This is a genomic window from Embleya scabrispora DSM 41855, assembly GCF_000372745.1.
GTDB classification, from domain to species: Bacteria; Actinomycetota; Actinomycetes; order Streptomycetales; family Streptomycetaceae; genus Embleya; species Embleya scabrispora.
On sequence record NZ_KB889562.1, the window covers coordinates 139,321 to 165,204 of the forward strand.

At 72.3% G+C, this 25,884-nt stretch carries 27 protein-coding genes; 16 read left to right on the forward strand and 11 right to left on the reverse strand.

The annotated features are described in order from the left end of the window. Positions 1-331: 331 nt before the first annotated feature. Entirely contained in the window at positions 332-1,219 is an 888-nt protein-coding gene (locus tag A3IC_RS0102600) for a class I SAM-dependent methyltransferase (protein ID WP_020548503.1), read from the forward strand. A 193-nt stretch (positions 1,220-1,412) separates the two neighbouring features. Here the strand turns inward: A3IC_RS0102600 and A3IC_RS0102605 are convergent, their stop codons facing one another. Next, positions 1,413-3,092 (reverse strand): MFS transporter, encoded by a 1,680-nt coding sequence (locus A3IC_RS0102605; RefSeq protein WP_020548504.1) that lies wholly within the window; start codon positions 3,090-3,092, stop codon positions 1,413-1,415. A gap of 230 nt (positions 3,093-3,322) precedes the next feature. Between A3IC_RS0102605 and A3IC_RS0102610 the strand changes: the two genes are divergently transcribed. Next, positions 3,323-4,300: a TetR/AcrR family transcriptional regulator C-terminal domain-containing protein gene (locus A3IC_RS0102610; protein WP_020548505.1), complete on the forward strand. Its 978-nt coding sequence runs from the start codon at positions 3,323-3,325 to the stop codon at positions 4,298-4,300. Between the two features lie 37 nt (positions 4,301-4,337). Here the strand turns inward: A3IC_RS0102610 and A3IC_RS0102615 are convergent, their stop codons facing one another. Continuing rightward, the gene (locus tag A3IC_RS0102615) at positions 4,338-4,766 is read right to left on the reverse strand and encodes a response regulator (RefSeq protein WP_020548506.1); all 429 of its coding nucleotides are present in this window, start codon (positions 4,764-4,766) and stop codon (positions 4,338-4,340) included. 218 nt (positions 4,767-4,984) lie between these two features. On the opposite strand from A3IC_RS0102615, the gene A3IC_RS0102620 reads away from it, so the two are divergent. From A3IC_RS0102620 to A3IC_RS52145, 7 genes are all read left to right on the forward strand, one after another. After that, a complete protein-coding gene (locus tag A3IC_RS0102620; protein WP_245599128.1) occupies positions 4,985-5,590 on the forward strand; it encodes a class I SAM-dependent methyltransferase in 606 nt (201 codons plus the stop codon). Positions 5,591-5,700: 110 nt separating this feature from the next. After that, positions 5,701-6,477: an SGNH/GDSL hydrolase family protein gene (locus A3IC_RS0102625; protein WP_020548508.1), complete on the forward strand. Its 777-nt coding sequence runs from the start codon at positions 5,701-5,703 to the stop codon at positions 6,475-6,477. 127 nt (positions 6,478-6,604) lie between these two features. Next, positions 6,605-7,450 (forward strand): siderophore-interacting protein, encoded by an 846-nt coding sequence (locus A3IC_RS0102630; RefSeq protein WP_020548509.1) that lies wholly within the window; start codon positions 6,605-6,607, stop codon positions 7,448-7,450. 186 nt (positions 7,451-7,636) lie between these two features. Continuing rightward, positions 7,637-9,088 (forward strand): M1 family metallopeptidase, encoded by a 1,452-nt coding sequence (locus A3IC_RS0102635; protein WP_020548510.1) that lies wholly within the window; start codon positions 7,637-7,639, stop codon positions 9,086-9,088. A 180-nt stretch (positions 9,089-9,268) separates the two neighbouring features. Beyond that, on the forward strand, positions 9,269-10,522 hold the full coding sequence (locus tag A3IC_RS0102645) for an MFS transporter (protein WP_020548512.1): 1,254 nt from the start codon (positions 9,269-9,271) through the stop codon (positions 10,520-10,522). A gap of 74 nt (positions 10,523-10,596) precedes the next feature. Next, positions 10,597-11,106: a TetR/AcrR family transcriptional regulator gene (locus tag A3IC_RS52140; protein WP_020548513.1), complete on the forward strand. Its 510-nt coding sequence runs from the start codon at positions 10,597-10,599 to the stop codon at positions 11,104-11,106. Positions 11,107-11,140: 34 nt separating this feature from the next. Beyond that, positions 11,141-11,560, forward strand: coding sequence for a YchJ family protein (locus A3IC_RS52145; protein ID WP_026217809.1), 420 nt, complete (start codon positions 11,141-11,143; stop codon positions 11,558-11,560). 4 nt (positions 11,561-11,564) lie between these two features. On the opposite strand, the gene A3IC_RS0102660 is transcribed toward A3IC_RS52145, so the two are convergent. After that, positions 11,565-12,236, reverse strand: coding sequence for a B3/B4 domain-containing protein (locus tag A3IC_RS0102660; RefSeq protein ID WP_020548515.1), 672 nt, complete (start codon positions 12,234-12,236; stop codon positions 11,565-11,567). A gap of 62 nt (positions 12,237-12,298) precedes the next feature. On the opposite strand from A3IC_RS0102660, the gene A3IC_RS0102665 reads away from it, so the two are divergent. Continuing rightward, positions 12,299-12,907 (forward strand): helix-turn-helix domain-containing protein, encoded by a 609-nt coding sequence (locus tag A3IC_RS0102665; protein ID WP_020548516.1) that lies wholly within the window; start codon positions 12,299-12,301, stop codon positions 12,905-12,907. A 46-nt stretch (positions 12,908-12,953) separates the two neighbouring features. Here the strand turns inward: A3IC_RS0102665 and A3IC_RS0102670 are convergent, their stop codons facing one another. Beyond that, the gene (locus tag A3IC_RS0102670; RefSeq protein ID WP_020548517.1) at positions 12,954-13,781 is read right to left on the reverse strand and encodes an MOSC domain-containing protein; all 828 of its coding nucleotides are present in this window, start codon (positions 13,779-13,781) and stop codon (positions 12,954-12,956) included. A 207-nt stretch (positions 13,782-13,988) separates the two neighbouring features. Continuing rightward, entirely contained in the window at positions 13,989-14,831 is an 843-nt protein-coding gene (locus tag A3IC_RS0102675) for an SDR family NAD(P)-dependent oxidoreductase (RefSeq protein WP_020548518.1), read from the reverse strand. A gap of 110 nt (positions 14,832-14,941) precedes the next feature. Here A3IC_RS0102675 and A3IC_RS0102680 point away from each other — a divergent pair, with 110 nt between their 5' ends. Next, a complete protein-coding gene (locus A3IC_RS0102680; RefSeq protein WP_020548519.1) occupies positions 14,942-15,628 on the forward strand; it encodes an HAD family hydrolase in 687 nt (228 codons plus the stop codon). Here the strand turns inward: A3IC_RS0102680 and A3IC_RS0102685 are convergent, their stop codons facing one another. Both A3IC_RS0102685 and A3IC_RS0102690 read right to left on the reverse strand, forming a co-directional pair. Then, the gene (locus A3IC_RS0102685; RefSeq protein WP_020548520.1) at positions 15,629-16,009 is read right to left on the reverse strand and encodes an alpha/beta fold hydrolase; all 381 of its coding nucleotides are present in this window, start codon (positions 16,007-16,009) and stop codon (positions 15,629-15,631) included. Then, positions 16,006-16,185 (reverse strand): hypothetical protein, encoded by a 180-nt coding sequence (locus A3IC_RS0102690; RefSeq protein WP_020548521.1) that lies wholly within the window; start codon positions 16,183-16,185, stop codon positions 16,006-16,008. The genes A3IC_RS0102685 and A3IC_RS0102690 overlap by 4 nt, the downstream gene beginning before the upstream one ends. Positions 16,186-16,490: 305 nt before the next feature. Here A3IC_RS0102690 and A3IC_RS0102695 point away from each other — a divergent pair, with 305 nt between their 5' ends. Beyond that, positions 16,491-16,985, forward strand: a complete 495-nt coding sequence (locus tag A3IC_RS0102695) for a hypothetical protein (RefSeq protein ID WP_020548522.1) — start codon at positions 16,491-16,493, stop codon at positions 16,983-16,985. 254 nt (positions 16,986-17,239) lie between these two features. On the opposite strand, the gene A3IC_RS0102700 is transcribed toward A3IC_RS0102695, so the two are convergent. Further along, a complete protein-coding gene (locus A3IC_RS0102700; RefSeq protein WP_020548523.1) occupies positions 17,240-17,932 on the reverse strand; it encodes a TetR/AcrR family transcriptional regulator in 693 nt (230 codons plus the stop codon). A gap of 201 nt (positions 17,933-18,133) precedes the next feature. Here A3IC_RS0102700 and A3IC_RS0102705 point away from each other — a divergent pair, with 201 nt between their 5' ends. Next, positions 18,134-19,747 (forward strand): MFS transporter, encoded by a 1,614-nt coding sequence (locus A3IC_RS0102705; protein WP_020548524.1) that lies wholly within the window; start codon positions 18,134-18,136, stop codon positions 19,745-19,747. A 91-nt stretch (positions 19,748-19,838) separates the two neighbouring features. Here A3IC_RS0102705 and A3IC_RS52150 read toward each other — a convergent pair whose 3' ends face one another. Next, positions 19,839-20,690 (reverse strand): phosphotransferase family protein, encoded by an 852-nt coding sequence (locus tag A3IC_RS52150; RefSeq protein ID WP_020548525.1) that lies wholly within the window; start codon positions 20,688-20,690, stop codon positions 19,839-19,841. A 456-nt stretch (positions 20,691-21,146) separates the two neighbouring features. On the opposite strand from A3IC_RS52150, the gene A3IC_RS61725 reads away from it, so the two are divergent. Continuing rightward, a complete protein-coding gene (locus A3IC_RS61725; RefSeq protein WP_158695781.1) occupies positions 21,147-22,301 on the forward strand; it encodes an SMI1/KNR4 family protein in 1,155 nt (384 codons plus the stop codon). A 279-nt stretch (positions 22,302-22,580) separates the two neighbouring features. Here the strand turns inward: A3IC_RS61725 and A3IC_RS0102720 are convergent, their stop codons facing one another. Continuing rightward, positions 22,581-22,847, reverse strand: coding sequence for a helix-turn-helix domain-containing protein (locus A3IC_RS0102720; RefSeq protein ID WP_020548527.1), 267 nt, complete (start codon positions 22,845-22,847; stop codon positions 22,581-22,583). 48 nt (positions 22,848-22,895) lie between these two features. On the opposite strand from A3IC_RS0102720, the gene map reads away from it, so the two are divergent. Then, positions 22,896-23,663 (forward strand): type I methionyl aminopeptidase, encoded by a 768-nt coding sequence (map, locus tag A3IC_RS0102725; RefSeq protein WP_020548528.1) that lies wholly within the window; start codon positions 22,896-22,898, stop codon positions 23,661-23,663. A gap of 167 nt (positions 23,664-23,830) precedes the next feature. On the opposite strand, the gene A3IC_RS0102730 is transcribed toward map, so the two are convergent. Then, on the reverse strand, positions 23,831-24,808 hold the full coding sequence (locus tag A3IC_RS0102730) for a Gfo/Idh/MocA family protein (protein ID WP_281174452.1): 978 nt from the start codon (positions 24,806-24,808) through the stop codon (positions 23,831-23,833). A 292-nt stretch (positions 24,809-25,100) separates the two neighbouring features. Between A3IC_RS0102730 and A3IC_RS0102735 the strand changes: the two genes are divergently transcribed. Beyond that, positions 25,101-25,883, forward strand: coding sequence for a L,D-transpeptidase family protein (locus A3IC_RS0102735; protein ID WP_020548530.1), 783 nt, complete (start codon positions 25,101-25,103; stop codon positions 25,881-25,883). Position 25,884 lies beyond the last annotated feature (1 nt).

Consider the following 25,884-nt stretch of genomic DNA (forward strand, 5'->3'; position numbering starts at 1 on the left):
AGAGCGGCGGAGCCGCCAGTTTGGACGGTGTGACCCGGAGCGAAGCGGAGGGACACACCGTCCCGAGCGAGGGGCCGCCTTTTTCTCGGAGGAGCGAAGCGGGGGAGAGAAAAAGGTGGTGCCTCGCGAGCCGGCGACGAAGTCGCCCAACAAGCAACCCCTCGCGAGCCGGCGACGAAGTCGCCCAACAAGCAACCCCTCGCGAGCCGGCGACGAAGTCGCCCAACAAGCAGGATTACCGCGCCCATGCCCCGACGTTGTCCCCCGCAACGCACAAGATCGGACCCGGCCGCCCACCGCGATGAGCGCCCCGACCTCGGGAGACCCAGCGATGACCATCCACTCCAGCCCCGACGATCTGGATCGGGACGCCGCCGGTCGGCACCTCGAACGCGAGGCCGAGCTGCATGCCCCGTTCCTGGAGCAGGCCGCCGCGCGCCTGCGCGATCTCGCGCTGTACGGCGACCACACGCTGGCCCGGGTGGACCGCATCCTCGACCTCGGCGGCGGCCCGGGGATCGCCTCCTGCCTGCTGGCTCGCTACTTCCCCAACGCCGACGTGGTCACGGGCGCGCCCAATCCGGGCCTGCTGGCCCGAGCCGGTGCCCGGGCCAGGCGCGAGGGCCTGGGCCACCGGGTTCGCACCCACCGAGTGGACCTGCCCGCCGACCTGCATACGCTGGGCAGCGCCGACCTGGTCTGGGCCGGCGACGTCGTACACCACCTGGGCGACCAACAGGCCGCGTTGGACGCGCTGGCTCGGGTGCTGCGTCCCGGCGGAGTGATCGCGGTCGCCGAACGCGGCCTGGCCCCACGCTTCTTGCCCCGGGACATCGGCATCGGCCGGCCGGGTCTGCAGGCCCGGCTGGACGCCGCTCACGAGGACTGGTTCGCCGAGTTGCGCGCGGCCCTGCCCGGATCCCGCGCCGAGGTCGAGGACTGGCCGGCCATGCTGGCCCGCGCGGGTTTGGTACCCACCGGTTCGCACTCGTTCCTGATCGACCTGCCGTCGCCCCTGGACGCCGCGCCCCGCGAACACCTGTACGCCGAACTGGCACATCGCCGGACCCTGTTGGCCGACCGCCTCGACGGGCGGGACCTGGCCACCCTGGACGCCCTGCTCGACACCGACGCCGACACCGGCATCCTGTGGCGCCCGGACGCCTTCTACCTCGCCGCCACCACCATCCACACCGCCCGCGCCTGCACCCGAAATTGACCCGCGTCCATCACTCGCGCGAGCCCCGGGACCGGATCGACGCACGGGCCCGGCCACCGGACGACCGCGGACATCCGCTCGAGCGGCGGGAAAGCGGGTACGACCGGCACCGAGCCAACCGTGTCCCCGTCCCCGTCCCCGCCGCCCGCCCACTCACCGCCGGTCCGACGCCTCCCCGACCCCAACCGCCGCCCTATCGCCCACTCACTCCACCCGAACCCGCACCGAAGCCCACGCCCACACCCGCGACCGAATCCCTACCCGCACGCGAATCCGCGCCCGCATCCGCGCCCGACCCCGCATCTCCCGAACGAACGCCCTCCCCCGCAGCGGCGCCATCCCCCGCACCACCACCGCTCGCGACCGGCACACCCCGCAGGAACCGGGCGCAGTACCCCGCCGCGACCAGCATCACCACCAACGCCCCGATCGCGGCCGCGTTCAGCCCGTCGCAGAACGCGTCCCGAGCCGAGTCCACCAGCGCCCGTCCGGAGTCTCCCGGCAGGTGCGCCGCGACCGCCTGTGCCCCACCGAGCGTCTCCCGGGCCGGGCCGCTCGGCGCCGTGTCCGCCATCGCGCGGTGATAGACCGCGTCGCCGATCGTGCCGAGCAGCGCCATGCCCAGCGCGCCGCCCAGTTCGCTCCCCGATTCCAACACCGCGGAGGCGGACGCGGCCCGATCGGCCGGCGCGACGCCCATCGCCATCTCGGTCACCTGGCTCATCACCGCGACCACGCCCGCCGCGTACACGGCCGCCCCACTGAGCACCACCCCCAACGAGGACTCCGGCCGCGCCCCGCTCAGCACCGCGAACCCGCCCGCGGCCAGTACGAACCCGCCGCACATCACCCACGCCCGATCGATCCGCCGGGCCAGCACGGTGGCCACCGGAGTGGCCACCGCAACCGCCAGCGATGGCACCAGACTCCACAGCGCGGCCCGCAACGGGCTCATCCCCAGCACCGATTGCAGATACTGCGTGGTGAAGATGGCGAAGCCGACGATCGCGAACATCGACAACACGTTGGCCACCACCGACCCGCCGAATGCCCGCACGCGCAGCAGCTCCAGATCCAACAGGGGGTGTGCGGCGGTGAGTTGACGACGCACGAACAGGGCGCCGACGAGCAACCCGAAGCCGATGCTCAGCACCGGCAGGACGGCCGCGCCGGAGCGGGCGATCTCCTTGATCCCGTACACCACCGGCAACAGCGTGCCCAGCGACAACACCGCGCCGATCAGGTCGAACGGCCCCTGGGCAAGGCCCCGATGGCGCGGCACGAACACCGGGACCAACAGCAGCAGAAGCGCCATCGCCGGCACGTTGATCAGGAAGATCGAACCCCACCAGAAGTGTTCGACGAGCACGCCGGACAGGATCGGCCCGAGCGAGATCCCGCCGGTCATCACGGCCGTCCAGATCGCGATCGCGGTCCCGCGCTGCCTGGGGTCGGCGAACATGGTGCGAATCAGCGCGAGCGTGGACGGCATCAGCGCCGCGCCGCCCACACCCAGCAGCGCCCGGGTCGCGATCAACGTCTCCGCGTTGTGCGCGTACGCCGCCGCCAGCGACGCGCCGCCGAACAACGCCGCGCCCACCAGCAGCAGTCGGCGGCGGCCGATCCGGTCGCCGAGCGCGCCCATCACGATCAGCAGGCCGGAGAGCACGAATCCGTACATGTCCAGGATCCACAACTGCTGCGTACCGGTGGGCTCCAGCGCGCGGCCGATGAACGGCACCGCGAAGTAGAGCACCGACACGTCCATGCTCACCAGCAGCAGCGGCAACAGCAGAACGGCCAGCCCGATCCACTCCCGCCGCCCCGCCAACGGCACCGACTCGGGCCGCTCGGATGTCTCGATGTTCGTCACTGGAGCTCTCCCCCGCTGATGCACCAATACGGCGTACGCCTTCGAGCGTACAGAGTATGCAAGGCCGACCGGCACATGCAATGGCGCCACCACCTGGGCAGATAAAGGCTTATTCAAGTAGTGCACCGAAACTAGTGCACCAAATCCCCACGCCGTGCGTGCCCTATAGTGCACTGACCGTCGCCCTAGTGCACCGCCGAACCGCCCGCCCCACCGCCCGGGAGGCCCCGATGCCCCGCCCCACCACCGCGACCACCCCCACGGCCCGGATCGTCGCCGAACTGCGCCGCCGGATCGAGACCGGCGAGTTGCGGCCCGGCGACCGGGTCCCCTCCACCCGGGCGATCACCGTCGAGTGGGGCGTGGCGATGGCCACCGCCACCAAGGCCCTGACCGCGCTGCGCGAGGCCGGCCTGGTTCGCGCCGTACGTGGCATCGGTACCGTGGTCGCCGACCACCCCGATCGCACCGGCCGCACCGAGGGCGCCGACCGCCCGCGTCCGCGCGCCGCGACCATCGCCGTACCGCCCGTGCATCCACCGCGCACCGACGCCGAACTCACCCGCGAACGTGTCGTGTCGGCGGCCGTGGCGATCGCCGACGAACGCGGCCTGGCCGCGGTGTCGATGCGCCAGATCGCCGCCGAACTGGGCGTGGCCGCGATGACCTTGTACCGGCACGTGCCCGGCAAGGAGGATCTGCTCGCGGCGATGGCCGACAGCGCGTTCGCCGAGCAGCCCATCCCGTCCCACGAGCGGGTGGGCTGGCGGGCCCGGTTGGAGATTTCGGCCCGGTTGCAGTGGCGGATGTACCGCGAACACCCGTGGCTTGCCCAGGTCATGTCGATGACCCGCCCGCTGCCGACCATGCGCGGCATGGCGCATGTGGAGTGGGCGATGGCCGAGTTCACCGGGCTGTCGCCGCAGGTGATGGTGCACATCGCGGTGACGATGTTGAACTACGTACGCGGTACCGCCGTCAACATCGCGGCCGAGTTCGAGGCCGAGCGGGCCACCGGCATCTCCAGCGAGGAGTGGATTCAGGCGCAGGACGAGACGATGGACCTGATCCTGCGCAACGGTCACTTCCCGATGTACGCCGCCGCGCTCAGCGATCCGGAGGTGGAAATGGACCTCGATTCGCTGTTCGGCTTCGGACTCGACTGCCTGTTGGACGGCATCGCCCTGCTGCTCCCCCCGACCGGGTGAGCGGGCCGCACCCGAACGGCGGGGTGTCGAGCACCGCTCACCCGCGCGGCAGGGTCACCAACCGCAGGAAGAACTCGTCGATGCCGCGCACCGCCGCCAGGAACGACTCCAACTCCACCGGCTTGGTCACGAACGCGTTGGCGTGCAGGTCGTAGCTGCGCCGTACGTCGTCCGGCGCGGCCGACGTGGTCAGCACCACCACCGGGATCGTCCGCCACCGCTCGTCGGCCTTCATCGCCGACAACAACTCGCGGCCGTCCATCCGCGGCATGTTCAGGTCCAGGATCACCAGGTCCGGCCGGGGGTGGGCGCGCAACCACTCCAGGGCCTCCATGCCGTCCGCGGCCCGGCACAGCGTGTGTCCCCCATCGCGATCGAGCAACGCCTCCTCGATCATCAACGCGTCGCCCGGATCGTCCTCCACCAGCAACACCGTCAGCGTTCCTGCCATCGCGGTCCGGCTCATCGCACCACCTTCGGTCGCCCCGACCGACCCGCTCCCCGGACCGGCATCACTCGACGAATTCGGCGCGCTCGCACCACCGACCCGCGTCACGAAGGCTAACGCCTCTCGTCCGTCGCGCAGGCGGGCGCACCGCACCCGCCGCTCACATCCTTGACGCCGCCCATGACATGGCCCATCGTGGTGCGCCGACCACACTCGGCGACCAGGGGGAGCACGCCATGCGGATGAACACGGTCGAGAAGATCGTCGTTGCCGGCCCCCTCCGCCGAGCGCCGCAGATCTGGTACGAGACGCCGTTGCTGCTGCGCCTGGGCGGGCGGCTCGACCCCGGTGCGCACGCCCTGGAGATCGGTTGCGGCACCGGCCGGGGCATCGAGCTGATCCTGAACCGGTTCGGCGCCGCTCGGGTTGACGGCATCGACCTGGACTCCGCGTTGCTCGCCAAGGCCCGCCGACGCTGGCACGGCAACAGCCGGGTGGCGCTGGTCGAGTGTTCGGCCACCGACCTGCGGGCCGGCATCGGCGCGGCGGACGCGAGCTACGACGCCGTCTTCGACTTCGCCATTGTGCACCACATCATCGACTGGCGTGCCTGTCTGGCCGAGGTAGGCCGGGTATTGCGCCCCGGCGGCCGGTTCTACTTCTCCGAGATGACCGCTCGCGCGCTGGCCCGGCCCAGCCTCGCCTTCCTGTTCGACCACCCCACCGAAGACCGGTTCGGCGATCGGGACTTCCTCGACGAACTCCCCCGGCACGGGCTCGACGTGATCGGCAGCAAGTCCCTGCTCGGCGACTACTTCTTCGGCGTGGCCCGCCGTCGCTGAGCGGCCGACCGTCGCCGAGTCCCGACCGTCGCCGGGCGGGCCGCCGGCACCGAGCGGCCGAGTCCGGCCGGTGCGCACCCCACGTCGACCGGGGCTAGGATTTTCCGGCCATGCACACACCACATCCCACCTTCACGAGTTTCGTCGCGGTCGGTGACTCCTTCACCGAGGGCATGTCCGATCTCGCCGCCGACGGCACCTACCGCGGTTGGGCCGACCTGCTCGCCGACCGGCTGTCCCTCGACACGCCGACGCTGCGCTACGCCAACCTCGCCGTGCGCGGGAAGCTGATCCGGCAGATCGCCGACGAACAGGTCGACACCGCCGTCGCGCTCGGCGGCGACCTGATCACCCTCGCCGGCGGTCTGAACGACGTGCTGCGCCCGCGTTGCGACGTCGGCGCGGTCTGCGCGGTGTTCGAACAGGCCGCCGCCAAGCTCGCCGCCGGCGGCGCGCATCTGGTGCTGTTCCGCAGCACCGACCCCACCCGCCGGCTGCGCTCCTCGGCCCGACTGATGCCCCGGATCGAGCAGTTGGTCGCCTTCGTGGACACCGTCGCCGCGCGGCACGACGCCACCGTCGTCGACCTGTTCACCGCGCGCGTGTTCGACGACCCTCGAATGTGGGCCGACGATCGTCTGCATCTGTCCACCGAGGGGCACCGCCGAGTCGCCGAGGCCACCGCACAGGCCCTGGGCCTGCCCGTCGAGTACGACTGGCGCGCGCCGCTGCCCGCCGCCGCGCCGCGGGCCTGGACCGATCGCCGACGCGCCGACGTGCGCTGGGCCAGGACCCATCTGGGCCCGTGGCTCGCCCGCCGCGCCACCGGCCGCTCCTCCGGCGACGGCCGCCCGCCCAAGCGCGCCGATCTCACCCCGTGGCGGTGAACGTGCGCCCGGGCGGGCACACCCTGCGCAGGAGAGCCACCCCCGAGGAACGGCCCGCGATCCGTGCTGGTTAGGTATACCTAACTGGCACGGCACCAGTCGCACAGTGCAGGTGAGGAGAACCTCCATGGCGGAACGCCCGGTACGCAAGAACCGCAAACTGATCGAACTCCAGGTACACAGCAGCGAACGGGTCGGTCCGCACCTGGTCCGGATCGTCGCCGGCGGCGACGGATACCGACACTTCACCGACAACGGCTACACCGACGCCTACGTCAAGGTGCTCTTCCCGCTGCCCGGGGTGACCTACCCCGAGCCGTTCGACATGGAGACCATCCGTGCCGAACTCCCGCGCGAGGACTGGCCGCGCACCCGTACCTACACCGTGCGCGCGAACAACCCGAACACCGGCGAGCTGACCATCGACTTCGTCCACCACGGCGACGAGGGCCTGGCCGGCCCGTGGGCGGCGAGTGCGCGCCCCGGCGACACGCTGCGTCTGATCGGCCCCGGCGGCGCCTACGCGCCCGACCCCGAGGCGGACTGGCACCTGTTCATCGGCGACGAGAGCGCGTACCCCGCGATCAGTGCCTCGCTGGAACGGCTCCCCGCCGCGGCCAAGGCGATCGCCCTCCTGGAGGTGGGCACCGCCGCCGAGGCCCCCACCGGCACCCTGCCCGCCACCCACCCCGAGGTGGATCTCGACCTCGCCTGGATCACCCGCGACGCGGGTCCCGATCTGCTCGAGGCGCTGCGCAAGCTCGACTTCCCCGCCGGCCGGGTGCACGCGTTCGTGCACGGCGAGGCCGGCGTGGTCAAGGAGTTGCGCCGACACCTGGTCGACGAGCGCGGGGTCGAGCGCGCCGACATCTCCTTCTCCGGCTACTGGCGCAAGGGCCGCGACGAGGACGGCTTCCAGGCGGACAAGGCCGCCGAGAAGGCCGCCGAACGCGCCGCCGAACCGCGCGCCTGACCCGCGACCGGCGGTCGGCGACCCGGGGTGGGCAACCGTCCCGGGCCGCCGAGCGGGTCGCCTACGAGCGTTCACCCGTCCGGTTGCCGACAATTGTGGCAAACCTCCGGAACGGGCCACGCCACGCGGGTGAAAGGGCGCATCGGGCACTACCGCGCGCGACGACGCCGGCACAAGGTAAGGCGCATGAGACATCCACCACATGCCCTCCTCGCCATCGCGACCGCCCTGACCCTCACCGCGGCCGGCGCGGCCGGCGCACACGCGAGCGACGCCCGGCCCACTCCCGGCGCACCCGGCATCGGCGACCCGCTACTGCCGCTGAGCGGCAACGGCGGCTACCGCGCCGACCATTACACGCTGGACTTCGACTGGCGGGCCCCCGGCGCGGCGTTCCCGGCGACCACCACCATGGAGGCCACCGCCACCCAGGCGCTGTCCCGGTTCGACCTCGACTTCGCGGGCAACACGCTCGGCCGCGTCACGGTCGACGGCAGGGCCGCGACCGCCACCCGCGAGGGTGACGAGCTGGTGATCACCCCGGCCCGACCGTTGCCCAAGGGCCGCTCGTTCACGGTGCGCGTCGAGTACACCGCCGACCCCACCCAACAGCGGCACCGCGACGACGCGATCGAGACGTTCGGCTGGATTCCCACGCCCGACGGCACGGTGATCTACCCGCAACCCGACGGCGCCAAGATGATCTTCCCGAGCAACGACCATCCCAGCCTGCGCACCCGCACGACGGTCGACATCACCGCCGCCGACGACCTCGTCGCGCTGTCCAACGGCACTCTCACGCACAAGCGCCGGGTCGCACCGGGCCGCACCCGCTGGACCTACGACAGCCGGCAACCCGTGGCCGGCCAGCTCTTCCAGCTCGCCGTCGGCAAGTACACGCCGATCGACGGCCGGGCCGCCGACGGCACCCGACTGCGCGACGCGGTGCCGCCGCAACTGGTCGACCAGGTCGAGCAGTACCGCTCGCTGACCCCCCGTCACCTGGCCTGGGTGGAGAGCAGGCTCGGCCCCTACCCGTTCGACAGCTACGGGCTGCTCGTGGCGGACACCGACCTGGGCGTCGCGCTGGAGACCCAGTCGTTGTCCCTGATCCCGAAGGCCGACCTGCTGGGCGACAGGATCAACGCCGAACGCAACATGGTGCACGAACTCGTACACCAGTGGACCGGCGACAGCGTGGCCATGAAGCGCTGGTCCGATTTGTGGCTGAGCGAGGGGCACGCCCGCTACTACGAGCGGGTCTACAGCGAGGAGAACGGCGGCGCCAACCTCGAGGCGCTGATGCGCGATGCCTACCGGCAGCACGACATCTGGCGCCGTGACACCGGCGCGCCCGCCGAGCCCACCGAGCCCAACCTGTTCAAGCGCATGCGCTACGACGGCTCGGCACTGGTCTTGTACGCGCTGCGCATCGAGGTCGGCGCGGACACCTTCGCCCGGATCGAGCGCGCCTGGACCACCCGCTACCGAGGCCGCGCCGCGGGCACGGCCGACTACATCAAGCTCGCGTCCGAGGTTGCCGGACGCGACCTGGCCCCGTTCCTGAACCCGTGGCTGTACGGCTCCCACGCGCCGCCGATGCCCGGTCATCCCGACTGGACGGTCGACCCGGCCTGAGCGGGCCCGATCCGGTGACGCGGCGGTCGGCGAACGAGCAGGCCGCCGCGTCGGCGTATCGGCGTGTCGGCGTATCGGGCAAGCCGATCGAGGTCGGAAAGCGGCTTGGCGCACCGCACGTCCCGTGATAGAAACTGGAACGAACGTCCCACTTTATTTTTTCTATCGACGGGAAATCCCGTGCGCAACCCCTACCGAGACATCTTCACCGCGCCCGGCGCCAAGGGATTCTCGGCAGCCGGCTTCATCGCCCGCATGCCCATCTCGATGACCGGCATCGGCATCGTCACCATGCTCTCCGAACTGCGCGGCGAGTACGGCCTCGCCGGCGCCGTGGCCGCCACGTTCGCGCTGGCCACCGCGCTGATCGCACCGCAGATCTCGCGCATCGTGGACCGCTACGGCCAGGGCAGGGTACTCGTCCCGGCCACCGCCGTCAGCGTCCTGGCGATGGGCGTACTGCTGCTCTGCGCCCGCTACGACGCCCCGGACTGGACCCTGTTCGCGTGCGCGGTACCCGCCGGCTGCATGCCCAGCATGGGCGCCATGGTCCGCTCCCGCTGGCTGGTGCTGTACCGGGGCTCGCCGCACCTGCACACCGCGTTCTCGTTCGAGTCCGTCGTGGACGAGCTGTGCTTCATCCTCGGCCCGATCATCGCCGTACAACTCTCCGTCGCGGCGTTCCCCGAGGCCGGCCCACTGGCCGCGATCGTCTTCTTCACCGTCGGCGTGCTGCTGTTCATCGTGCAGCGCGGCACCGAGCCCCCGCCGCACCCGCGCGTCGCCGGCAAGACCACGTCGGTGATGCGCATCCGCGGCCTCCAGGTGCTCGTGGTCACCCTGATCGCGATCGGCGCGATCTTCGGCACGGTGGACGTGGTCACCATCGCGTTCGCCGAGGAGCACGGCCAACGCGGCTCCGCGAGCTTCGTGTTGGCCACCTACGCGGCCGGCTCCTGTGTGGCCGGAATCGCCTTCGGCGCCTTCAGGTTCGCCACCCCGCTGCCCCGGATGTTGCTGATCAGCATCGGCTGCACCGCCGTGACCATCCCGCCGCTGCTGCTCGCGGGCAACCTGCCCGTACTCGCCGCGACCGTCTTCGTCGCCGGCATGTCGATCTCGCCCACCATGATCCTGACCATCAGCCTGGTCGAGCGCCTGGTCCCGCCCGCACGGCTGACCGAGGGAATGACCTGGACCACCACCGGCATCGGTATCGGCGTCGCGGCCGGCTCCTCGCTGTCCGGCATGGTCGTCGACCACTTCGGGGCTCGGGCGGGCTTCGGCGTCGCCGCCGGCGCGGCCCTGCTCGCGGCCTCGGTGGCCCTCGGTGGATACCGTGTGCTGCGCCGCACCGCGCCGCGCGCGACCACCGTCGCGCACAGCGGCTCGTTGGCCCGCGCCACCCCCGTACGAGAAGGTGAACCCCACTGATCGAGGAAGCCGTCGACGGCCGCCGAGCCAAGGGCGACCGCCGCCGTCGGGCGCTGATCGAGGCCACGCTGCGCGTGGTCGAGCGCGACGGTGCGGCCGGGGTCAGCCACCGCACCGTCTCGCGCGAGGCGGGCCTGCCGACCAGTGCCTCCACGTACTACTTCGCCGGCGTCGACGACCTGCTCACCGCGGCGCTCACCTCGTGCATGACCGCGGACGCGATACACGTGCGCTCGATCGCCGCCGCCCCCGGCGACACCAGGCGCGCACTGGCCGAACACCTGAACCACATCTGCACCTCGCCCGGCCTGTTGGTCGCCGAGTACGAGCTGTTCCTGCTCGCCGCCCGGCGACCGGAGCTGCGCGAGTCCACCGATCACTGGATGGCCGCGGTCACCGACTTCGCGCTGCGCTTCACCACCGACCCGGTCCGGGTCCGGGTCTTCGTCGGCGCCCTGGACGGCCTGCTCATCCAGGCCCTGCTCACCGACGCGCCGCCGAGCACCGACGAGTGGGAGGCGATGATCCGCGACCTGTTGCCGGGCCCGTGCCTGGCACCGTCACCGCCGGCCCACACCGGGTAGGCGCGACGCGACCCGGTTGGGCCAGAATCGGGGCATGTCCCGACGCACCCCACGCCCTCGACCGAACGCCGTCACCGCGAGTTCGCCGTGCCCATGCGGCCTGCCCGACACCTACGGCGCGTGCTGCGGCGCACGGCACGCCGGTTCCCCCGCGCCCACCGCGGAATCGCTGATGCGCTCGCGCTACAGCGCGTTCGCCGTGCACGACGCGGCCTACCTGCTGCGCACCTGGCATCCCGACACCCGGCCGCAGCGGGTCGATGTGGACGAGCACACCCGGTGGCTGGGCCTGGAGGTGCTCGCGAGCACCGACGGCGGGCCGTTCCACCAGGAGGGCACCGTCGAGTTCATCGCGACCTACCGCGAGCACGGACACCGGGACACACTGCGCGAGCACAGCCGGTTCGTCCGCCACGACGGCGCCTGGGTGTACGTCGGCCCGCTGCCTCGCTGATGCCTCAGGCGCCGATCAGGCGGCTCTCGATCCGCACCGCCGGGGACAGGTCACGCAGCCGCTTGGTCAGGTCCTCGCCCGCCTCGCGCAGCGCGTCCAACGTCATCGGCGCCAGCCGCTCCAACAGGAACAGCGCCTCGGTGGTGTCCTCGGTGATCCGGGTGCGCACACACTGGCGCCAGTTCCATCGGCGGCAGGTGACGCCCTCGTCGTCGCACCACACCACCTCGCCCGGCGAGGGATGGTCGATCGCGGGCACCCCGGCCTCCAGGACCTCGAACGGCTCGGTGCCCTCGGCCCGGAGCAGGCGGGCCGCGCCGCGGTAGCGGGACAGGTCCTCGCCGCCCACCGGCAGCACGTGTCGCACCGAGACCACGTTGTACAGGTCGACCAGGCGGTTCACCTCGGGCAGCCCGCCGCGCCGCATCAGCGCCTCCACCGAGCAGCGGGTGCGTTGCGGTTTGGCACCGAAGGCCCGGTACGCCTCCCGCCACGCGATGACGTTCGGGTGCTCCTCCGGCGGGGTCACGGGCAGCGACAGGGTCGCCTCGGCCAGCGCGGCGCGGGAGCCGTCGTCGCTCGGGCCGCCCGGCAGCCCGGTGGCGACCAGGGCCAGGACGACCGCGTCGGGACGCAGCGCGTGCACGGCCGGGTCGATGGTGATGGACGTGAGCACGTTCGGCTTCTCCTCCGCGAGCTGTCGACCCGATCGGGCCGTGGTCCATTAGTGTGAACCACATGGAACAAAATAATGACCCGTTGGCCGATCCCGGTCAAACCGCGGTCAGCCGCGCGATCGCGGCCAACGTCCGCGCCGCTCGCACCGCGCGCGGCTGGTCCCTGGAGGCGCTCGCGACGCGCAGCGGCCTGAGCAAGGGCGCGCTCGTGGGCGTCGAACAGGGCCGGGGCAACCCTGGCGTGCTCACCCTGGCCCGGATCGCCGACGCGCTCGGTCTGCCGCTGACCGGCCTGGTCGACCGGGCGCCCGCGCCGATCGTCGAGGTGGTCCCGGCGGGCGCCGGCACCCGGTTGTGGCGGGGCGAACACGGCGGCCACGGCGACCTGTTGATCGGCAGCGACCCGCCGGTCTCGGCCGAGCTGTGGCGCTGGACGCTGGCGCCCGGCGACACGCACGTCAGCGCGGCGCACGGCGCGGGCGTGCGGGAACTGGTCACCGTCCTGGACGGCACCCTCACCCTGGAGGTGGCCGGCGAGCGCGTCGACGTCGCCACCGGCGCGTGTGCGCGTTTCGCGGCCGACCGGGCACACGCCTACCGCAACGAGGGCACGAGCGCCGCGCGGTTCGTCGGCGTCGTGCTCCTGCCCGGCCGGCCTGACCTCGGCTGAGCACACCGACGCCGCCGCGTCGGGCAGCGGCGCGGCGGCCGCCGCGCTACACCTCGGCCGTACCCCACTCGGTGACGGCCAGTTCGTCGCCGACCGACAACTTGCCCGGCCGCAGTACGGCGAACTTGCCGCCGAAAGCCACCCCGCCCTGGGGCGCGCGCCGGTAGTCGGCGAAGGCGCGCAGCGGTTCCCGGCCCGCCTTGATGCCGGTCTCCTGGTCCACCAGCGTGACCGCACAGCGGATCGCGAGCTTGGCGTAGCCGAGTTCGGCCTCGCCGACCGTGCATCGGCGGACCCGGTCCTCGGTATGCGGCTCGGCCCAGCCCTCGACCACGACGTTGGGCCGGAAGCGGGTCATCGGCAGCGGCGCCTCGCCACGCTCGCCCAGGCGGGCGTTGAGCAGGTCCAGCGAGGTGCGCGAAAGCATGTGCAGCGGCGAGCTGTCCGCGTAGCCGGCGGTGCCCGGGATCGCGCCGTCGGTCACCCGCGCGTGCTCCGGCGGCACGCGGACCAGCCGGCTTTCCGCGCCGAGCGCCTGCGACAGCCAGTCGGCGGCCGCGTCGCCCTGGTCGATGCCCCGGAACGGGTTGCCGAACAGGTGCACGTCGCCCCGGGGACCGGTGGTGTCCACCTCGATCGTCACCGGGGCGGCGTCGGGTCGACGCAGGGTGAGGCGTTCGCCGGCGGCGTCGATGTGCGGGCGGATCCTCGCCAGTTGCGGATCGCGGCGCTGGGTGCGGAAGACGCCGTCCCCGTCGACCACCATGAAGGCGCGGTCGTGGGCGAGGCCGGCGGGGGTCAGCAGCGCCCGCTCGCACGGCGTGCCGGCGCAGCCCTTGATCGGATAGCAGATCAGTTCGACGACTGTGGCCATCGTGCGACCCTATCGACGGCGATCCCGCTCGGGCGCGCCGGCCCACCGGGCGCCGCGCCCGCCCGGGCGTATCGTGCCGGCCGTTCGCGCCGGACGTTCGCGCCGGACGGCGCGGCCACGGACCGGGCGCGGCCTCGGCGTCGCACGATCGGAGGGACCGCGCGCAAGCGTGGGATCGCCCGCAACCGTCGGAGCGCGCGCGGCCGCTCACGCGTCGGCCGGATGCAGTTCCTTCCAGACTCGCTGGGCGAACACCGTCTCGCCCGCGAAGCGATCGGCGTCGGCGGCGGTGGCGAGCCAGCCGACGATCTCGCCCGGGATGTCGGGCGTGGCCGCGGTGAAGTTGGCCTGGAGGTGGCCGCTCGATCCACGAGCCTTCTGCGACTCGGTGAGCACAAAGCCGGGGTCGACGTTGAACGCGCGCAGCCCACGCTCGCGATACTCCGCGTGCAGTACGCCGGCGACCCGCCCGAACGCGGCCTTGGACGCGGCGTAGGCGACACCCCAGCCGCCCGCGCCCGCCGGACCGGGCGGATTCAGTCGGGCCGAGCCCGAGGTCATGTTCATCACGTGGCTGCGCGGGTGTTCGAGCAGGTGCGGCAACAGCCTTTGGATCAGCACGAGTTGATGGAGGTAATTGCCCACGAGCAGGTCCTGCGCGGCCTCGATCGGCAGGTCGAGGATTCGGTCCATCGCACCGGGGCCTTGGTGAATGGCGTTGTTGAAGAGCAGGTCGATCCGACCCCAGGCGTCCAGGGCCGCGTCGCAGGCGTCGAGGATGGAGCGCCTGTCCATCAGGTCCATGCGAATCGGCAGCGCCCGCCGGCCCAGCGCCTCGATCTCGCCGGCGGTGGTCTCCAGGCTGCCGGGAATCGCGAACGGCGTCGGATCCGCCGTGGACGAGGTGGGCCCGCCGCGGCCCTCCCCCTCGCGGACGGTGCGGGCGGTAAGTACGACGTCGTAGCCGGCGCGGGCCAGGGCGATGGCTCCGCAACGGCCGATGCCGCGGCTGGCGCCGGTGACGAGAGCGACGGGAGTGTGGTGAGGCATGCGCCGACCATGCCGGATTACCTTGACGGAGTCCAGTAAATCTCCACGGAAACTCCGCCCTGGTCCGCCCCCCACGCCGCTCGGGAGGCGTGGCGCTCTAGGCTCCGTTCATGATCAACTCTGTGGGACTCGTCATCTTCGATTGCGACGGCGTCCTCGTCGACAGCGAGCCGATCGCCATCCGCGTGCACGTGGCACTGGGCGCCGAGCACGGCTGGCCGCTCACTCCGGCCGAGGTGATCGAGCGGTTCGTCGGCCGCTCCTCGACGTCGATCGCCGAGCAGATCGCCGAGCGCGTCGGGGCGGACACCGCCGCCGAGTGGACGCGTGGTTTCGAGCGCCTGCACCGGATCGAGGTGGACACCGCGCTGAGTCCGGTCGAGGGCATCGAGTACGCGGTGGACACCCTCGCCGAACTCGGCCTGCCCACGTGCGTGGCCTCCAGCGGAAGCCACGACAAGATGGCGCACACCCTGGGCCGCACCGGCCTGTACGACCGGTTCGCCGGCCGGATCTTCAGCGCGAGCGAGGTCGCCCACGGCAAGCCCGCGCCCGACGTGTTCCTGCACGCCGCGGCCCGCATGGGGGTGGCCCCCGAGCGGTGCGTGGTGGTCGAGGACAGCGTCAACGGCCTGCTCGCGGCCCGCGCGGCCGGGATGCGTTCGTTCGCCTACGCGAGCGACCTGATCGCGCCGCACCTGCTGGAGGGTCCGAACACCACCGTCTTCAAATCCATGCGCGACCTGCCGGCCCTGGTCACCGATTCGGGCCGACCCCCGACGACGCCATCGGCGTGATCAGCGAAACAGCTCGCGCAGTGCCCCGGCCACCTGGGTGGGCGCCTCCTCGGCCATGAAGTGCCCGCACGAGACCGTGGTGTGCCGCAGGTCCGGCGCCCATGCCCGCCACCGGGCCGCCGCGTCGAAGCCCAGCGCGGTACCCCGGTCCTGTTGGAGTACGGCCACCGGCATCCGCAGCCGCCGACCCGCCACGCGGTCGGCCTCGTCGTGTTCGACGTCGATGAACGCCGAAGCGCGGTAGTCGGCCACGATCGAGGAAATCGCCTCTCGCGAGGCCCGCAGATAGGCGGCCCGGATGTCGGCGGGAATGGCCGCCGGATCGTTGGTCCACAGGTCCGGGAAGTGGCCGACGAAGGCGTCCGGGTCGCCACCGATCAATGCGCCGCGTCCGCCGGCACGCCGCCGCCGCGCAGGTCCTGGAACGCCTGCGTCCCGAGGATGTCGACGCGCTCGCCCACCACTTCGTGCGGGCCGAGGGCCGGGTACCGGCCGAGCGGACCGCGCACCATACCCGGGCCGCCGCCGAGCGGGCCGAGCGGCGCTTCGCCCCGCACGAGGCGGCCCGGTTGTGGCGCGCGGCGGTCGACGCGCTGGACCGTGCCCCGGCCGATGCGGGCCCCGACGCCGACCGGGCCCGGGCGCGACTCGAAGCGGTCATGGGGCTGGTCCGGGCGCCGGCGGCCCGTACCGACTTCGCCGCCGCCGATCGACAGGCCGAGGCGGCCGACCGGCTCGCCGAGCGCTACGAGGTCCCGCTCGTCTCGGTCTTCACCGACGGCTGGGCCGCGCTGCGGCTGACCGCCCCGATTCGGCGGCAGCCGCGTACCGGGCTCTCGCGGCCCGGCTGCCGGATACCGGCATGCACGGATTGGCGGACGGTTTCCTGTCGTTCGCGCTCGCGTGCCTGCGAGTCCAGGCGGACCACCCGGTCGAACCGACACCGGAGGCCGAGGCCGACCCGGACGCACCCTGGATTCGTCCGCTCGAACTGCTCGCGCTCGGACGGCGGGACGAGGCGGCCCGGGCATTGCGACGGTTGCCCGAGTCACCTCGCGACCTGCTCCTCGAAGCCCGCCTGTGCCTGGCCGCGAGGGCCGCGCTCGACGACCGGCCGGCAATGGCCCGGATCCACGCCGACCTGCTGCCCGCGTCGGCCGAACTGGCGGGCGCAGGCAGCGGGTTGCTCACGCTGGGACCCGTCGCCCGGCATCCGGGCGACCTGTGCACGGCGACCGGCCGACCCGACCGGGCCCGCGAACACTACCGGCGCGCACTCGAACCGGCCCACCGGGCCGCGGCGCCGCACTGGGCCGCCGCGGCCCGTAGCGCACTCGAAGGGTCGGCAAACGGCTGAGCCCGTTCGGTACCCGGGCACGAGGACAACCGCCACACACCACACCGCCACCCCGACCCGACCCGACCAGCCGGCACCGCCGGACATCGCCGAATCGGGCCGAGTCGTCCCGGACCGTGCCTCGCCGTGCCGGCGAAGCGACCGCGCTGCGATTCCCTTCCGCTGCCTGCCCGATGCGGTGGGCGCGGCGAGGAGCCCGCAGGGCGGATCTCGGCGGTGGCGGAGCGGCGCGGCCGAGATCCGCCGGACGAGGTTCAAACCGTGTCCGCCGCCTCGGCCTCGTCCGCAGCGGCGACCCGGGTGACCACCTCGACCGCCCGGTCGGCCGGCACGCCCAGCGCGACCAACGAAGCCACCGCCTGGTCCACCGCGGTCACCTTCACGTCCTCGTTCACCGCCTGGAGCAGTGCCACGCACATCCCCTCCAGCGCGAGCGCCAGCACCGGCGCCGGCAGGTGGTCGGCGAACACGCCGGTGCGCTGACCCGCGGCGATCAGTTCGATCGAACGCTCCCGCACCGGCGCCAACATGGCCGGGATCCCGCCGTCGTCCAGATTGCGCTGGGCGAAGCTGATCAGCAGCCGATATCGATCACCGCCGCGCCAGGCGGCGAGATCGAAGCGGGCCACCGCCTCCTCGGGCGAGTCCTCGTCCCGCATCGCGCCCTCGACCGCACCCAGGATGTCCCGCCGTGCCTCCTCGGCCAGGCCCGCGACCAGCGCCTCACGGCTGGGGAAGTGCCCGTACACGGTGCGCCGCACCACGCCCGCCGCCCGCGCGATGTCGTCCATCGACGCGTCCGCGTCCCGGATCAGTTCGGTCCGGGCCACCGCCAGGATGCGCGCCCGATTGGACTGCGCGTGGCGCCGACGAGGCGGCGTGGCGGCGGCCGCCTGCGCGTGGCCGGCCTCGGCCGGAGCCCGCTCGGCTCCCGGTTTCGTCTGCATCGCGCGTTCCTTCCTGGGGTGACCTGGAGCCTGCCAGAAATTCGCTCCCGCCGGCATCGATCCCCGCGCCGAGTCGGAGAATCACCCGATTCACACCGACTTGTTCCAGCATATTTGCACAGCGTTGTGCAATCAACTAAGTTGCACATTGTTGTGCAATTACTGCGGCTACGCCGGCCGCCTGTCCCGAAAGGCGGATTGATGTCCGTATTCGCCACCACGCCGGTCGACCGGATGGACCGGCCGTACTCGCGCCGCTGGTGGGCGCTGGGCGTGCTCTGCCTGAGCCTGCTGATCATCGTCATGGCCAACACGTCGCTGATCGTGGCCGCGCCCGACATGACCCGCGATCTGGGCCTGTCCAGTCGCGACCTGCAATGGGTGATCGACGCCTACACCGTTCCGTACGCGGCGCTGATGCTCGTGTTGGGCGCGATCGGCGACAAGTACAGCCGGCGCGGCGCGCTGATCACCGGCCTGGTGATCTTCGCGGCGGGCTCGATCGGCGGTTCGCTGGTGCACTCGACGTCGGGCGTGATCATCGCTCGCGCGGTGATGGGCCTGGGTGCCGCGGTGATCATGCCCGCGACGTTGTCCCTGTTGGTCGCGTCCTTCCCGCGCAGCGAGCGGGCCAAGGCGATCACCGCGTGGACCGCGACCTCGGGCCTGGCGATCGCGCTCGGCCCGCTGCTCGCGGGCTGGTTGCTGGAGAGTCACGCGTGGGGTTCCACGTTCCTGATCAACGTGCCGGTCGCGCTGATCGCCGTGGTCGCCGCGCTGTTCGTGGTCCCGCCGTCGAAGGCGCACGACTACGGCCGGCTCGACCTGGTCGGCGGCGCGCTGTCGATCGCGACGCTGGGCTCGCTGGTCTACGCGATCATCGAGGGTCCGCACTTCGGCTGGGGCGGCGGCCCGGTGGCCGCGCTGGTCGTCTTCGTCCTCGGTCTGGCCTCGTTCATCGCGTGGGAACTGCGGCACCCGCGCCCGATCTTCGACCTGCGCAAGTTCGGCGAGCGGGTGTTCTCCGGCTCGATGCTCGCCGTACTGCTGTTCTTCCTGGGCACCTTCGGCGCGATCTACTTCCTCACCCAGCACCTGCAGTTCGTGCTCGGGTACAGCCCGCTGGAGACCGGTGTGCGACTGCTGCCGCTGGCCGGCGCGGTGTGCCTGGGCGCGATCGCCACCGGGCAGCTCACCCCGCGGCTGGGCATGCGGGTGACGGTGACCACCGGCATGGCGCTGGGCACGATCGGTGTGCTGCTGATGACGCGCGTCTCGGACGGCTCCGGCTACGCCGACTTCCTGGCTCCACTGCTGCTGCTCGGTGTCGCCATCGGCCTCAGCGTGTCGCCGTGCACGGAGGCGATCATGGGCTCGTTCCCGGAGAACGAACTGGGCGCGGGCGGCGGCGTCAACGACACCGCGGTGGAACTGGGCGGCGCCCTGGGCATCGCGATCCTGGGCTCGGTGCTGGCCACCTCCTACGAGTCGGAGCTGACCAAGGCCGTCGAGGGCAAGCTGCCGCCGGCCGCGATGGACGTCGCCACGGATTCGATCGGCGGCGCGCTCGCCGCGGCCGATCAGGTCGGCCGGGTCGCGGGCCCGCAGCAGGCTCACGCACTGGTCCAGGCCGCCGATCACGCGTTCACCCAGGCGGTCGCGCACACCAGCCTGGTCGGCGGGATCGTACTCGCCGTGGGCACGATCCTGGTCGGCCTGATCCTGCCGAACCGGGCCCGCACCCAGGCGGCGCGCGCGGACGTGACGGACGAAAGTACTGACGCGCCGGAGCGGGAGAAGCAGTCGGTGGGCTGAGCCACCGGTACGGCGACAAGGGCGGTCGACCTCGCGTCGACCGCCCTTTCGGCTGCCCGAGTCCCGGCCCCGGGCCCGTGTCACCCTCGTGTCAGCCCTTGGGCAGCGTCCGTACCGCGCGGCCCACCCACGCCTCGAAGCGCTGCCACTCGACGATCTGCGCACGGGTCTCCGGCTCCGGCCAGTCGAGCAGCGCGTCGCCCGCGTCGAGCAGATCCCAGTAGGGATGGTGGTCGTCGGTCCGGCCGGACGCCTTCGTGTAGGCGGGCAGGAACTCCTCTGCGACGGCCACCCCGTGGGTCAGCGCGAGATTGAGCCGGAACCGCGCCAGGTCGATGCCGCGCGGGCCGACACATCCGGTGGTCCAGTCCACGACCCCGGCGATCCGCTCGTCCAGCCACAGCAGTTGCTCCGCGTGGAAGTCCCGGTGGATGAAACCGGTTGCGGCGTCCGGGGGTTCCTCGGCCAGCGCGGCAAACATCCGCTGCCACACGCGCGGGCGCGTGGTCCAGCTCGGCACGGTCCGCGCACCGTCGACCGCCGGGTCGTAGTAGGGCGCGTACGCCGCCGGGTCTGCGTCGGTCGGATCCACCGCATGGATCGTCGCCAGCAACTCGGCCGCGCACGAGAGCAGTACGGCCGGATCGCCCGGCGGCTCGGGCGTGCCGGGTACGCGCGTGGTCAACAGCGCCGGGGTCGGACCGTCGAGGCGGGCCGCGATCAACTCCGGTGCGGGGACGGCGGTGTCCGCCAGCAGCCGCAACGTGCGGGCCTCCCGCTCCGGCCGGTACCACGGGTCGGCGGCCAGTCGGTCGGTGTCATGGAAGACCCGCAGGACCAGGTCGCCGACGGCGTAGAGCCGGTTGGCCCCGACACCCATGGGCTCGATCGGGACGTCGCCGACGAGTTCGCGCAGCCAGGCGAGAGTCTCGGCATTCGGCATGGGCACGGACGGTGCTCCTTCTCCTCGGGTCCGCTTCGCGACGGACCGCCGTGTGGCGAGCCGAGCCGGCGCCGGGCGAACCGGGCCACCGCGTGGCGCTGTGCCGACCAGCCTGCCAGGACCGACGCCGAGCTCGAACTTCACCCGCGCCGAGCGCAAGCCCGCCGGGAGCCGGGCGCGGCGGTACCAGCGGCGACCGGGCTGCCGCCGATCGCGAGCGCGCACCGGGGCCAACCACACAACATGCCCGCCGCCAGGCCGGCGACCACGCATACGCGGCGGGCGCCTCGGCGGTGATGTACGGCGTCGCGGCGCTCGCCACGGCCACCGCCGGGCTCGCGCTGATCCTGGTCCGACCACGCGTCCTGACGCCCGAAGGGGCCTCGACGCAACGGGAGTCGCTGATCATTGGCAGGATCTGGTGCCGCCGGAGTATGTGTTCGAACAGTGGCGTGCATGGGGGATCGGGTGAGTGGGATGGAGTGGCTTCCGTTTCTGCGGACGTGGAGCGAGGAGTGGATCGACGCACTGGAGCCGGAGGAGGCCGAGGTCTTCCCGCAGTCGGCGCGAGCGGCGGGCTGGCTCGGGTACGCGCCGGCCGGCGAGGAGCGCATCCGGGCGCTGGAGGAGCGGTTGGCACAGCCCTTGCCGCCGTCGTACCGCTCGTTCCTCGCGATCAGCAACGGGTGGCGCAACGTGGGCGAGTTCATCTACGCCCTGGGCTCGACCGAACAGGTGGGCCCGTTCCGGGAATTGTCCTCCCAATGGTGCCGGATTCTGCTCGAGTCGGAGGACGACGAGCACTTCCGCGCCGTCTTCGGCCGCGCGCTGCAGATCTCGCTGGAGGGGGACGCCGCGGTGCTGCTGCTGGATCCGGGCGAGGTGGACGCCGACGGCGAGTGGACGGCGTACTTCCATGCCTCGTGGACCGGTGACGTGCCGCGGCGATACGCCGGGTTCGCCGCGTTGATGCGGAACGAGTACCGCTCGTTCCACCGGCTGCGCAAGCCGGACAACGCGACGTCCCGGGCGTTGGAGGTGCGGATCGAGGAGGCCAGGGTGGCCTGTCTGGCCGGCGCGGTGGACGAGCCGCTCGCGGTATTCGAACAGGGCAGCGCGTTCGGCCGCCTTCGTGCGGAGTTGCTCCGCTTTCAACTGCACGCGCTGCTCGGCGGGTCGGTGGAGGCGAAACGAGCCTTCGCCACCATCGTGCGCGGCGAGCAGGACGATCCGGCGCGACGCGCGTTGATCGGCCGCGAACTGGTGCCGGCCTTCGGCGCGCTGGACCGCGATCAACGGCGGCCCGCCCTGGCGCAGAGCATCTTCGAGCGCGAACTCGACGAGCTGCGCGAGCGGTTCGGCGGCGCGGCGATCGGCGACGGTGACCCGGACGGCCCATGGGCAGAGGTGCTCGCGCAGGCTCGCACGGCTGCGGAGGCGGGTGCGGGGGACGCGGCCTGGCGCATGGTACTGGGCGGGCTGCCGCACTGGCGGCCACTGGGCCCGGATCACCTCGCGCCGGTCGCACTGCTGGGCGACCCGGTCCTGGGCCCGCTGTGCACTCCGGAACGGGGTCGCGAACTGCTCGGCCTCACGCGGGCGAGCCGCTGACCGAGCACGGTCGCAGGCCAACAACCTCCGACACGGCGCTCCACAGAGCGGGGGCGGTGCGTGACCGCCCCCGACTCGGCGAGCAAGTCGCGGGCCGGGCTCCACGCGTGAGTCGTGGACCCGGCCCGGCGGGCGCACCGTCGACCCGGCCGGATGAACGAGTCGTGGCCCCGACTCGGCGGGCGCGCCATCGGCCCGGCTACGCGGGCGTCGTGGGCACGGTTTCGCAGGTGAATCGTCGGCCGGGCTCCGCCGACCGAACCGAGCACCCGGACAGCCTCAAGCCGAGAGTGCGTCGGGATCCGGGATCACACACGCGGCGGCGACCTCGTCCAGTGAGAGGTCCAGTTCGAGGGCGAGCGCGACGATCGTGAAGAACGCGGGCGTGGGAGCGCGACCGGTCTCGATCTTGCGCAGCGTTTCCGGAGACAGACCCGCCGCAACGGCAACGTGGCCGATGCTGCGATCTCCGCGCGCGCTACGCAACAACGCGCCGAGATGCAGGCCGCGCTCGCGCTCCAGTGGGGTCAGTGGGGTTCGCACCATGAGCGTGATACTAATACCGGTATAAGAATTGGTCGAGGAGGGGACCTCATGGTCGAGATAAAAACCCGAGCCGAAATCGCCGCGATGCGCGAGGCCGGCCGCATCGTGGGAATCGCCTTGGAGGCGACCCGCAAGGTCGCCGCCATCGGCGTGTCGCTCAACGAGTTGGACGAGGTCGCCCACGCGGTACTGCGCGAGGCGGGAGCCACGTCCCCGTTCCTGGGCTACAAGCCGTCGTCCGCCCCGGTGCCGTTCCCGGGCGTGATCTGCGCGTCGGTCAACGACGTGGTGGTACACGGCATCCCGAACAACTACCGGCTGCGCGACGGCGACCTGGTGAGCATCGACTTCGGCGCGACGCTGCACGGCTGGACCGGCGACGCCGCGATCACCTTCACCGTGGGCACACCCCGTCCGAGCGACCTCGAGCTGATCGCCGCGACCCGAAGCGCGCTGGAGGCGGGCATCGCGGCGGCCGTCCCCGGCGGGCGCCTGGGCGACATCTCCGCCGCGATCGGCGCGGTCGCCCGCGGTGCGGGTTACGGCATGCCGCAGGGCTGGGGCGGCCACGGCATCGGCCGCACGATGCACGAGGACCCGCACGTAAGCAACGAAGGCCGCCCGGGTCGAGGCATGCTGCTGCGCCCGGGGCTGACCCTGGCCCTGGAGCCGATGCTGATCGCCGGCGGCAAGGACCGCTACTTCACCGCCAAGGACGGCTGGACCATCCACACCGCCGACGGCTCCCGAGCCGCCCACATCGAACACACCATCGCAATCACCGAGGAAGGCCCACAAATCCTCACCCTGCCGTAGCAGTCGATCAGCACAGGTCGGCATCGGGCGAGCACAGGTCGGGCGCGGTGGGCACGGCGGGCGCGGGTCGGTACGGTCCGCGCGGCGGGCCCGTCAACGCGGGTCCACACCGCCCGGCCCGGCAAGCACACTGCGGGAATGGCGGCCACACCCGCAGACAGCCGGCCCTATCGCACCCGCACCGTGCGTCCCTCCCGGCGGGACACCACGCACGCCTCGGCCACGGACTGGGCCGCGATGGCGTCCGGGCCGGGGCACGGGCTGGGGATTTCGCCGGCGGCCATGGTGACGAACGCGGCGAGTTCCGCGCGGTAGGCGTCGCCGAATCGGGTCAGGAAATCGCCCTCGGTGACGCCGCCGCACGCGTGCGTACCGTCCGTGCCCGCCAGTTCGAGCCGTACGTCGTATCCCGGCTCGTGCTGCCGACCCGCGTGCGCGGTGCCGAGGGTGCCGTCGGCGAGGCGGAAGAGCACCGCCGACACGTCGACGTCGTCGTACTCGCGGAACACCGCCGCGCCCCGGTTCGCGCCGATCGCGGTCACCTCCACGATCGGCATGCCGGTGACCCACGGCACGATGTCGAAGTCGTGGATGTGCGTGTCCCGGTAGATACCACCCGAGGTCGGCACGAACTCCGGCGGCGGGGGCCGACGATCCACGCTCACCGCGTGCACCCGGGTCAGCGTGCCGAGCGTGCCCGCGCGCACCGCCGTCCGAGCCGCGATGTACATCGGATCGAACCGGCGTTGAAAGCCCACCTGGAGCTCCGCGCCGCGTGCCCGCACGTACTCGACGATCTCGCGCGCGATCGTCGGGTCGAGCGCGATCGGCTTCTCGCACAGGATCGGCAGCCGCACGTCCGCCGCCCGGCGCAACAGCTCCACGTGTGCCGCCGTCGGCGCCGCGATCACGACCGCGTCGATCCCGGCGAACACCTCGGGCAACCGCGTCGCCTCGACCCCGGCTCGCGCCGCGAACGCCTCGGCGCGCCCGTGGTCCGCGTCCGCGACCACGACCCGCTCGACCGCCTCCATCCCACTCAGCGCCCGGGCGTGAAACGCCCCGATCCGCCCGACCCCAAGCACGCCGACCCGCATCGCTCCCCTTTCCGACATCCGATCCCGTCGACCATCCCACCGGCCCACCCGCACCCGACACCCGGCCCCACCGCCGATTCCGCGACATATGACCCTCGCCCGCCGCGGCGCGCCCTCGCAGCGCCCACCAAAACGACCACCGGTTCCCACCAAAGCCCCCACAGAGCACCCTCGAAGCACCCGCCGAAGCGCTCACTGCGGCACCAATCACAACACCCGCCCCAGCACCACCAAAGCCTCCCCCAATGAGTGACCCCGAACAGGGCCGACCGGGTGATGCCCCCGGACACACCCGTCACCGTGCACGCGTAGGTCGCGGAGAGCGGGTAGTCGTGGGCGAATGACGATCTCCCGACGCTCGCTGTTCCGCACGGCCCCCATCGCGCTCGCCCTGATCGCCGTGCCCTCCACCCGCAACGCCCTGATCACCGGATCCGGCCCCGGCAACGACGCCCGCACGGTCGCGAGCACCGCCACCGGCACCACCGCCGATCCGATCCCGGCCCAACCGCCGATGCCGGCCGCCGTCCCGACCGGCATCGGCCCCCGCTGGGCAGCCGAAATCCCGGCCGAGACCACCCAGTTGTTGCTGGTGGCCGGCGAGCACCCGGACAACGACCGCGCCACGGCCTCGTTGTGGACCCGGGGCCCGAGCGGCTGGCACACCCAAGGCGGCCAACCCGCGCGCAACGGCCGGCTCGGCTGGACGCACGACCACCACGAGGGCGATCTCCGCTCGCCGATCGGTGTCTTCACCCTCACCGACGCCGGCGGCCTGCGACCCGACCCCGGCACCAGGCTGTCCTACGACCGCTCCGACGACTTCGCCATCGACGGCATCGGGTTCGCCGGAGAACCGCTCGCCGGCACCTTCGACCACGTGATCGCGATCGACTACAACCGGGTCCGCGGCACCTCGCCACTGGACCCGACCCGCCCACGTGGCGATCGATTCGGCGGCAGCATCTGGCTGCACATCGACCACGGCGGACCCACCCACGGCTGTGTCACGCTGCCGGCGGAAGCGCTGCCGGAGCTGCTGCGCGCACTGGACCCGGCGGCACACCCGGTCGTGGTGATGGGCGATGCGCCGACCCTGGCGCTGGGCGGCCCCGCTTCCTGAT

Excerpts from the sequence above, each read along its gene's own strand:
- A3IC_RS0102720 (WP_020548527.1), bottom strand. The coding sequence starts at position 22,847 with ATGGTGCGAACCCCACTGACCCCACTGGAGCGCGAGCGCGGCCTGCAT.
- A3IC_RS0102670 (WP_020548517.1), bottom strand. The coding sequence starts at position 13,781 with ATGGCCACAGTCGTCGAACTGATCTGCTATCCGATCAAGGGCTGCGCC.
- A3IC_RS0102625 (WP_020548508.1), top strand. The coding sequence starts at position 5,701 with ATGCACACACCACATCCCACCTTCACGAGTTTCGTCGCGGTCGGTGAC.
- A3IC_RS52150 (WP_020548525.1), bottom strand. The coding sequence starts at position 20,690 with ATGCCGAATGCCGAGACTCTCGCCTGGCTGCGCGAACTCGTCGGCGAC.
- A3IC_RS0102630 (WP_020548509.1), top strand. The coding sequence starts at position 6,605 with ATGGCGGAACGCCCGGTACGCAAGAACCGCAAACTGATCGAACTCCAG.
- A3IC_RS0102635 (WP_020548510.1), top strand. The coding sequence starts at position 7,637 with ATGAGACATCCACCACATGCCCTCCTCGCCATCGCGACCGCCCTGACC.
- A3IC_RS0102620 (WP_245599128.1), top strand. The coding sequence starts at position 4,985 with ATGCGGATGAACACGGTCGAGAAGATCGTCGTTGCCGGCCCCCTCCGC.
- A3IC_RS0102680 (WP_020548519.1), top strand. The coding sequence starts at position 14,942 with ATGATCAACTCTGTGGGACTCGTCATCTTCGATTGCGACGGCGTCCTC.
- A3IC_RS0102700 (WP_020548523.1), bottom strand. The coding sequence starts at position 17,932 with ATGCAGACGAAACCGGGAGCCGAGCGGGCTCCGGCCGAGGCCGGCCAC.
- A3IC_RS52145 (WP_026217809.1), top strand. The coding sequence starts at position 11,141 with ATGTCCCGACGCACCCCACGCCCTCGACCGAACGCCGTCACCGCGAGT.
- A3IC_RS0102600 (WP_020548503.1), top strand. The coding sequence starts at position 332 with ATGACCATCCACTCCAGCCCCGACGATCTGGATCGGGACGCCGCCGGT.
- A3IC_RS0102735 (WP_020548530.1), top strand. The coding sequence starts at position 25,101 with ATGACGATCTCCCGACGCTCGCTGTTCCGCACGGCCCCCATCGCGCTC.
- A3IC_RS0102695 (WP_020548522.1), top strand. The coding sequence starts at position 16,491 with ATGCACGGATTGGCGGACGGTTTCCTGTCGTTCGCGCTCGCGTGCCTG.
- A3IC_RS0102665 (WP_020548516.1), top strand. The coding sequence starts at position 12,299 with ATGGAACAAAATAATGACCCGTTGGCCGATCCCGGTCAAACCGCGGTC.
- A3IC_RS0102610 (WP_020548505.1), top strand. The coding sequence starts at position 3,323 with ATGCCCCGCCCCACCACCGCGACCACCCCCACGGCCCGGATCGTCGCC.
- A3IC_RS0102705 (WP_020548524.1), top strand. The coding sequence starts at position 18,134 with ATGTCCGTATTCGCCACCACGCCGGTCGACCGGATGGACCGGCCGTAC.
- A3IC_RS0102675 (WP_020548518.1), bottom strand. The coding sequence starts at position 14,831 with ATGCCTCACCACACTCCCGTCGCTCTCGTCACCGGCGCCAGCCGCGGC.
- map (WP_020548528.1), top strand. The coding sequence starts at position 22,896 with ATGGTCGAGATAAAAACCCGAGCCGAAATCGCCGCGATGCGCGAGGCC.
- A3IC_RS0102615 (WP_020548506.1), bottom strand. The coding sequence starts at position 4,766 with ATGAGCCGGACCGCGATGGCAGGAACGCTGACGGTGTTGCTGGTGGAG.
- A3IC_RS61725 (WP_158695781.1), top strand. The coding sequence starts at position 21,147 with ATGGGGGATCGGGTGAGTGGGATGGAGTGGCTTCCGTTTCTGCGGACG.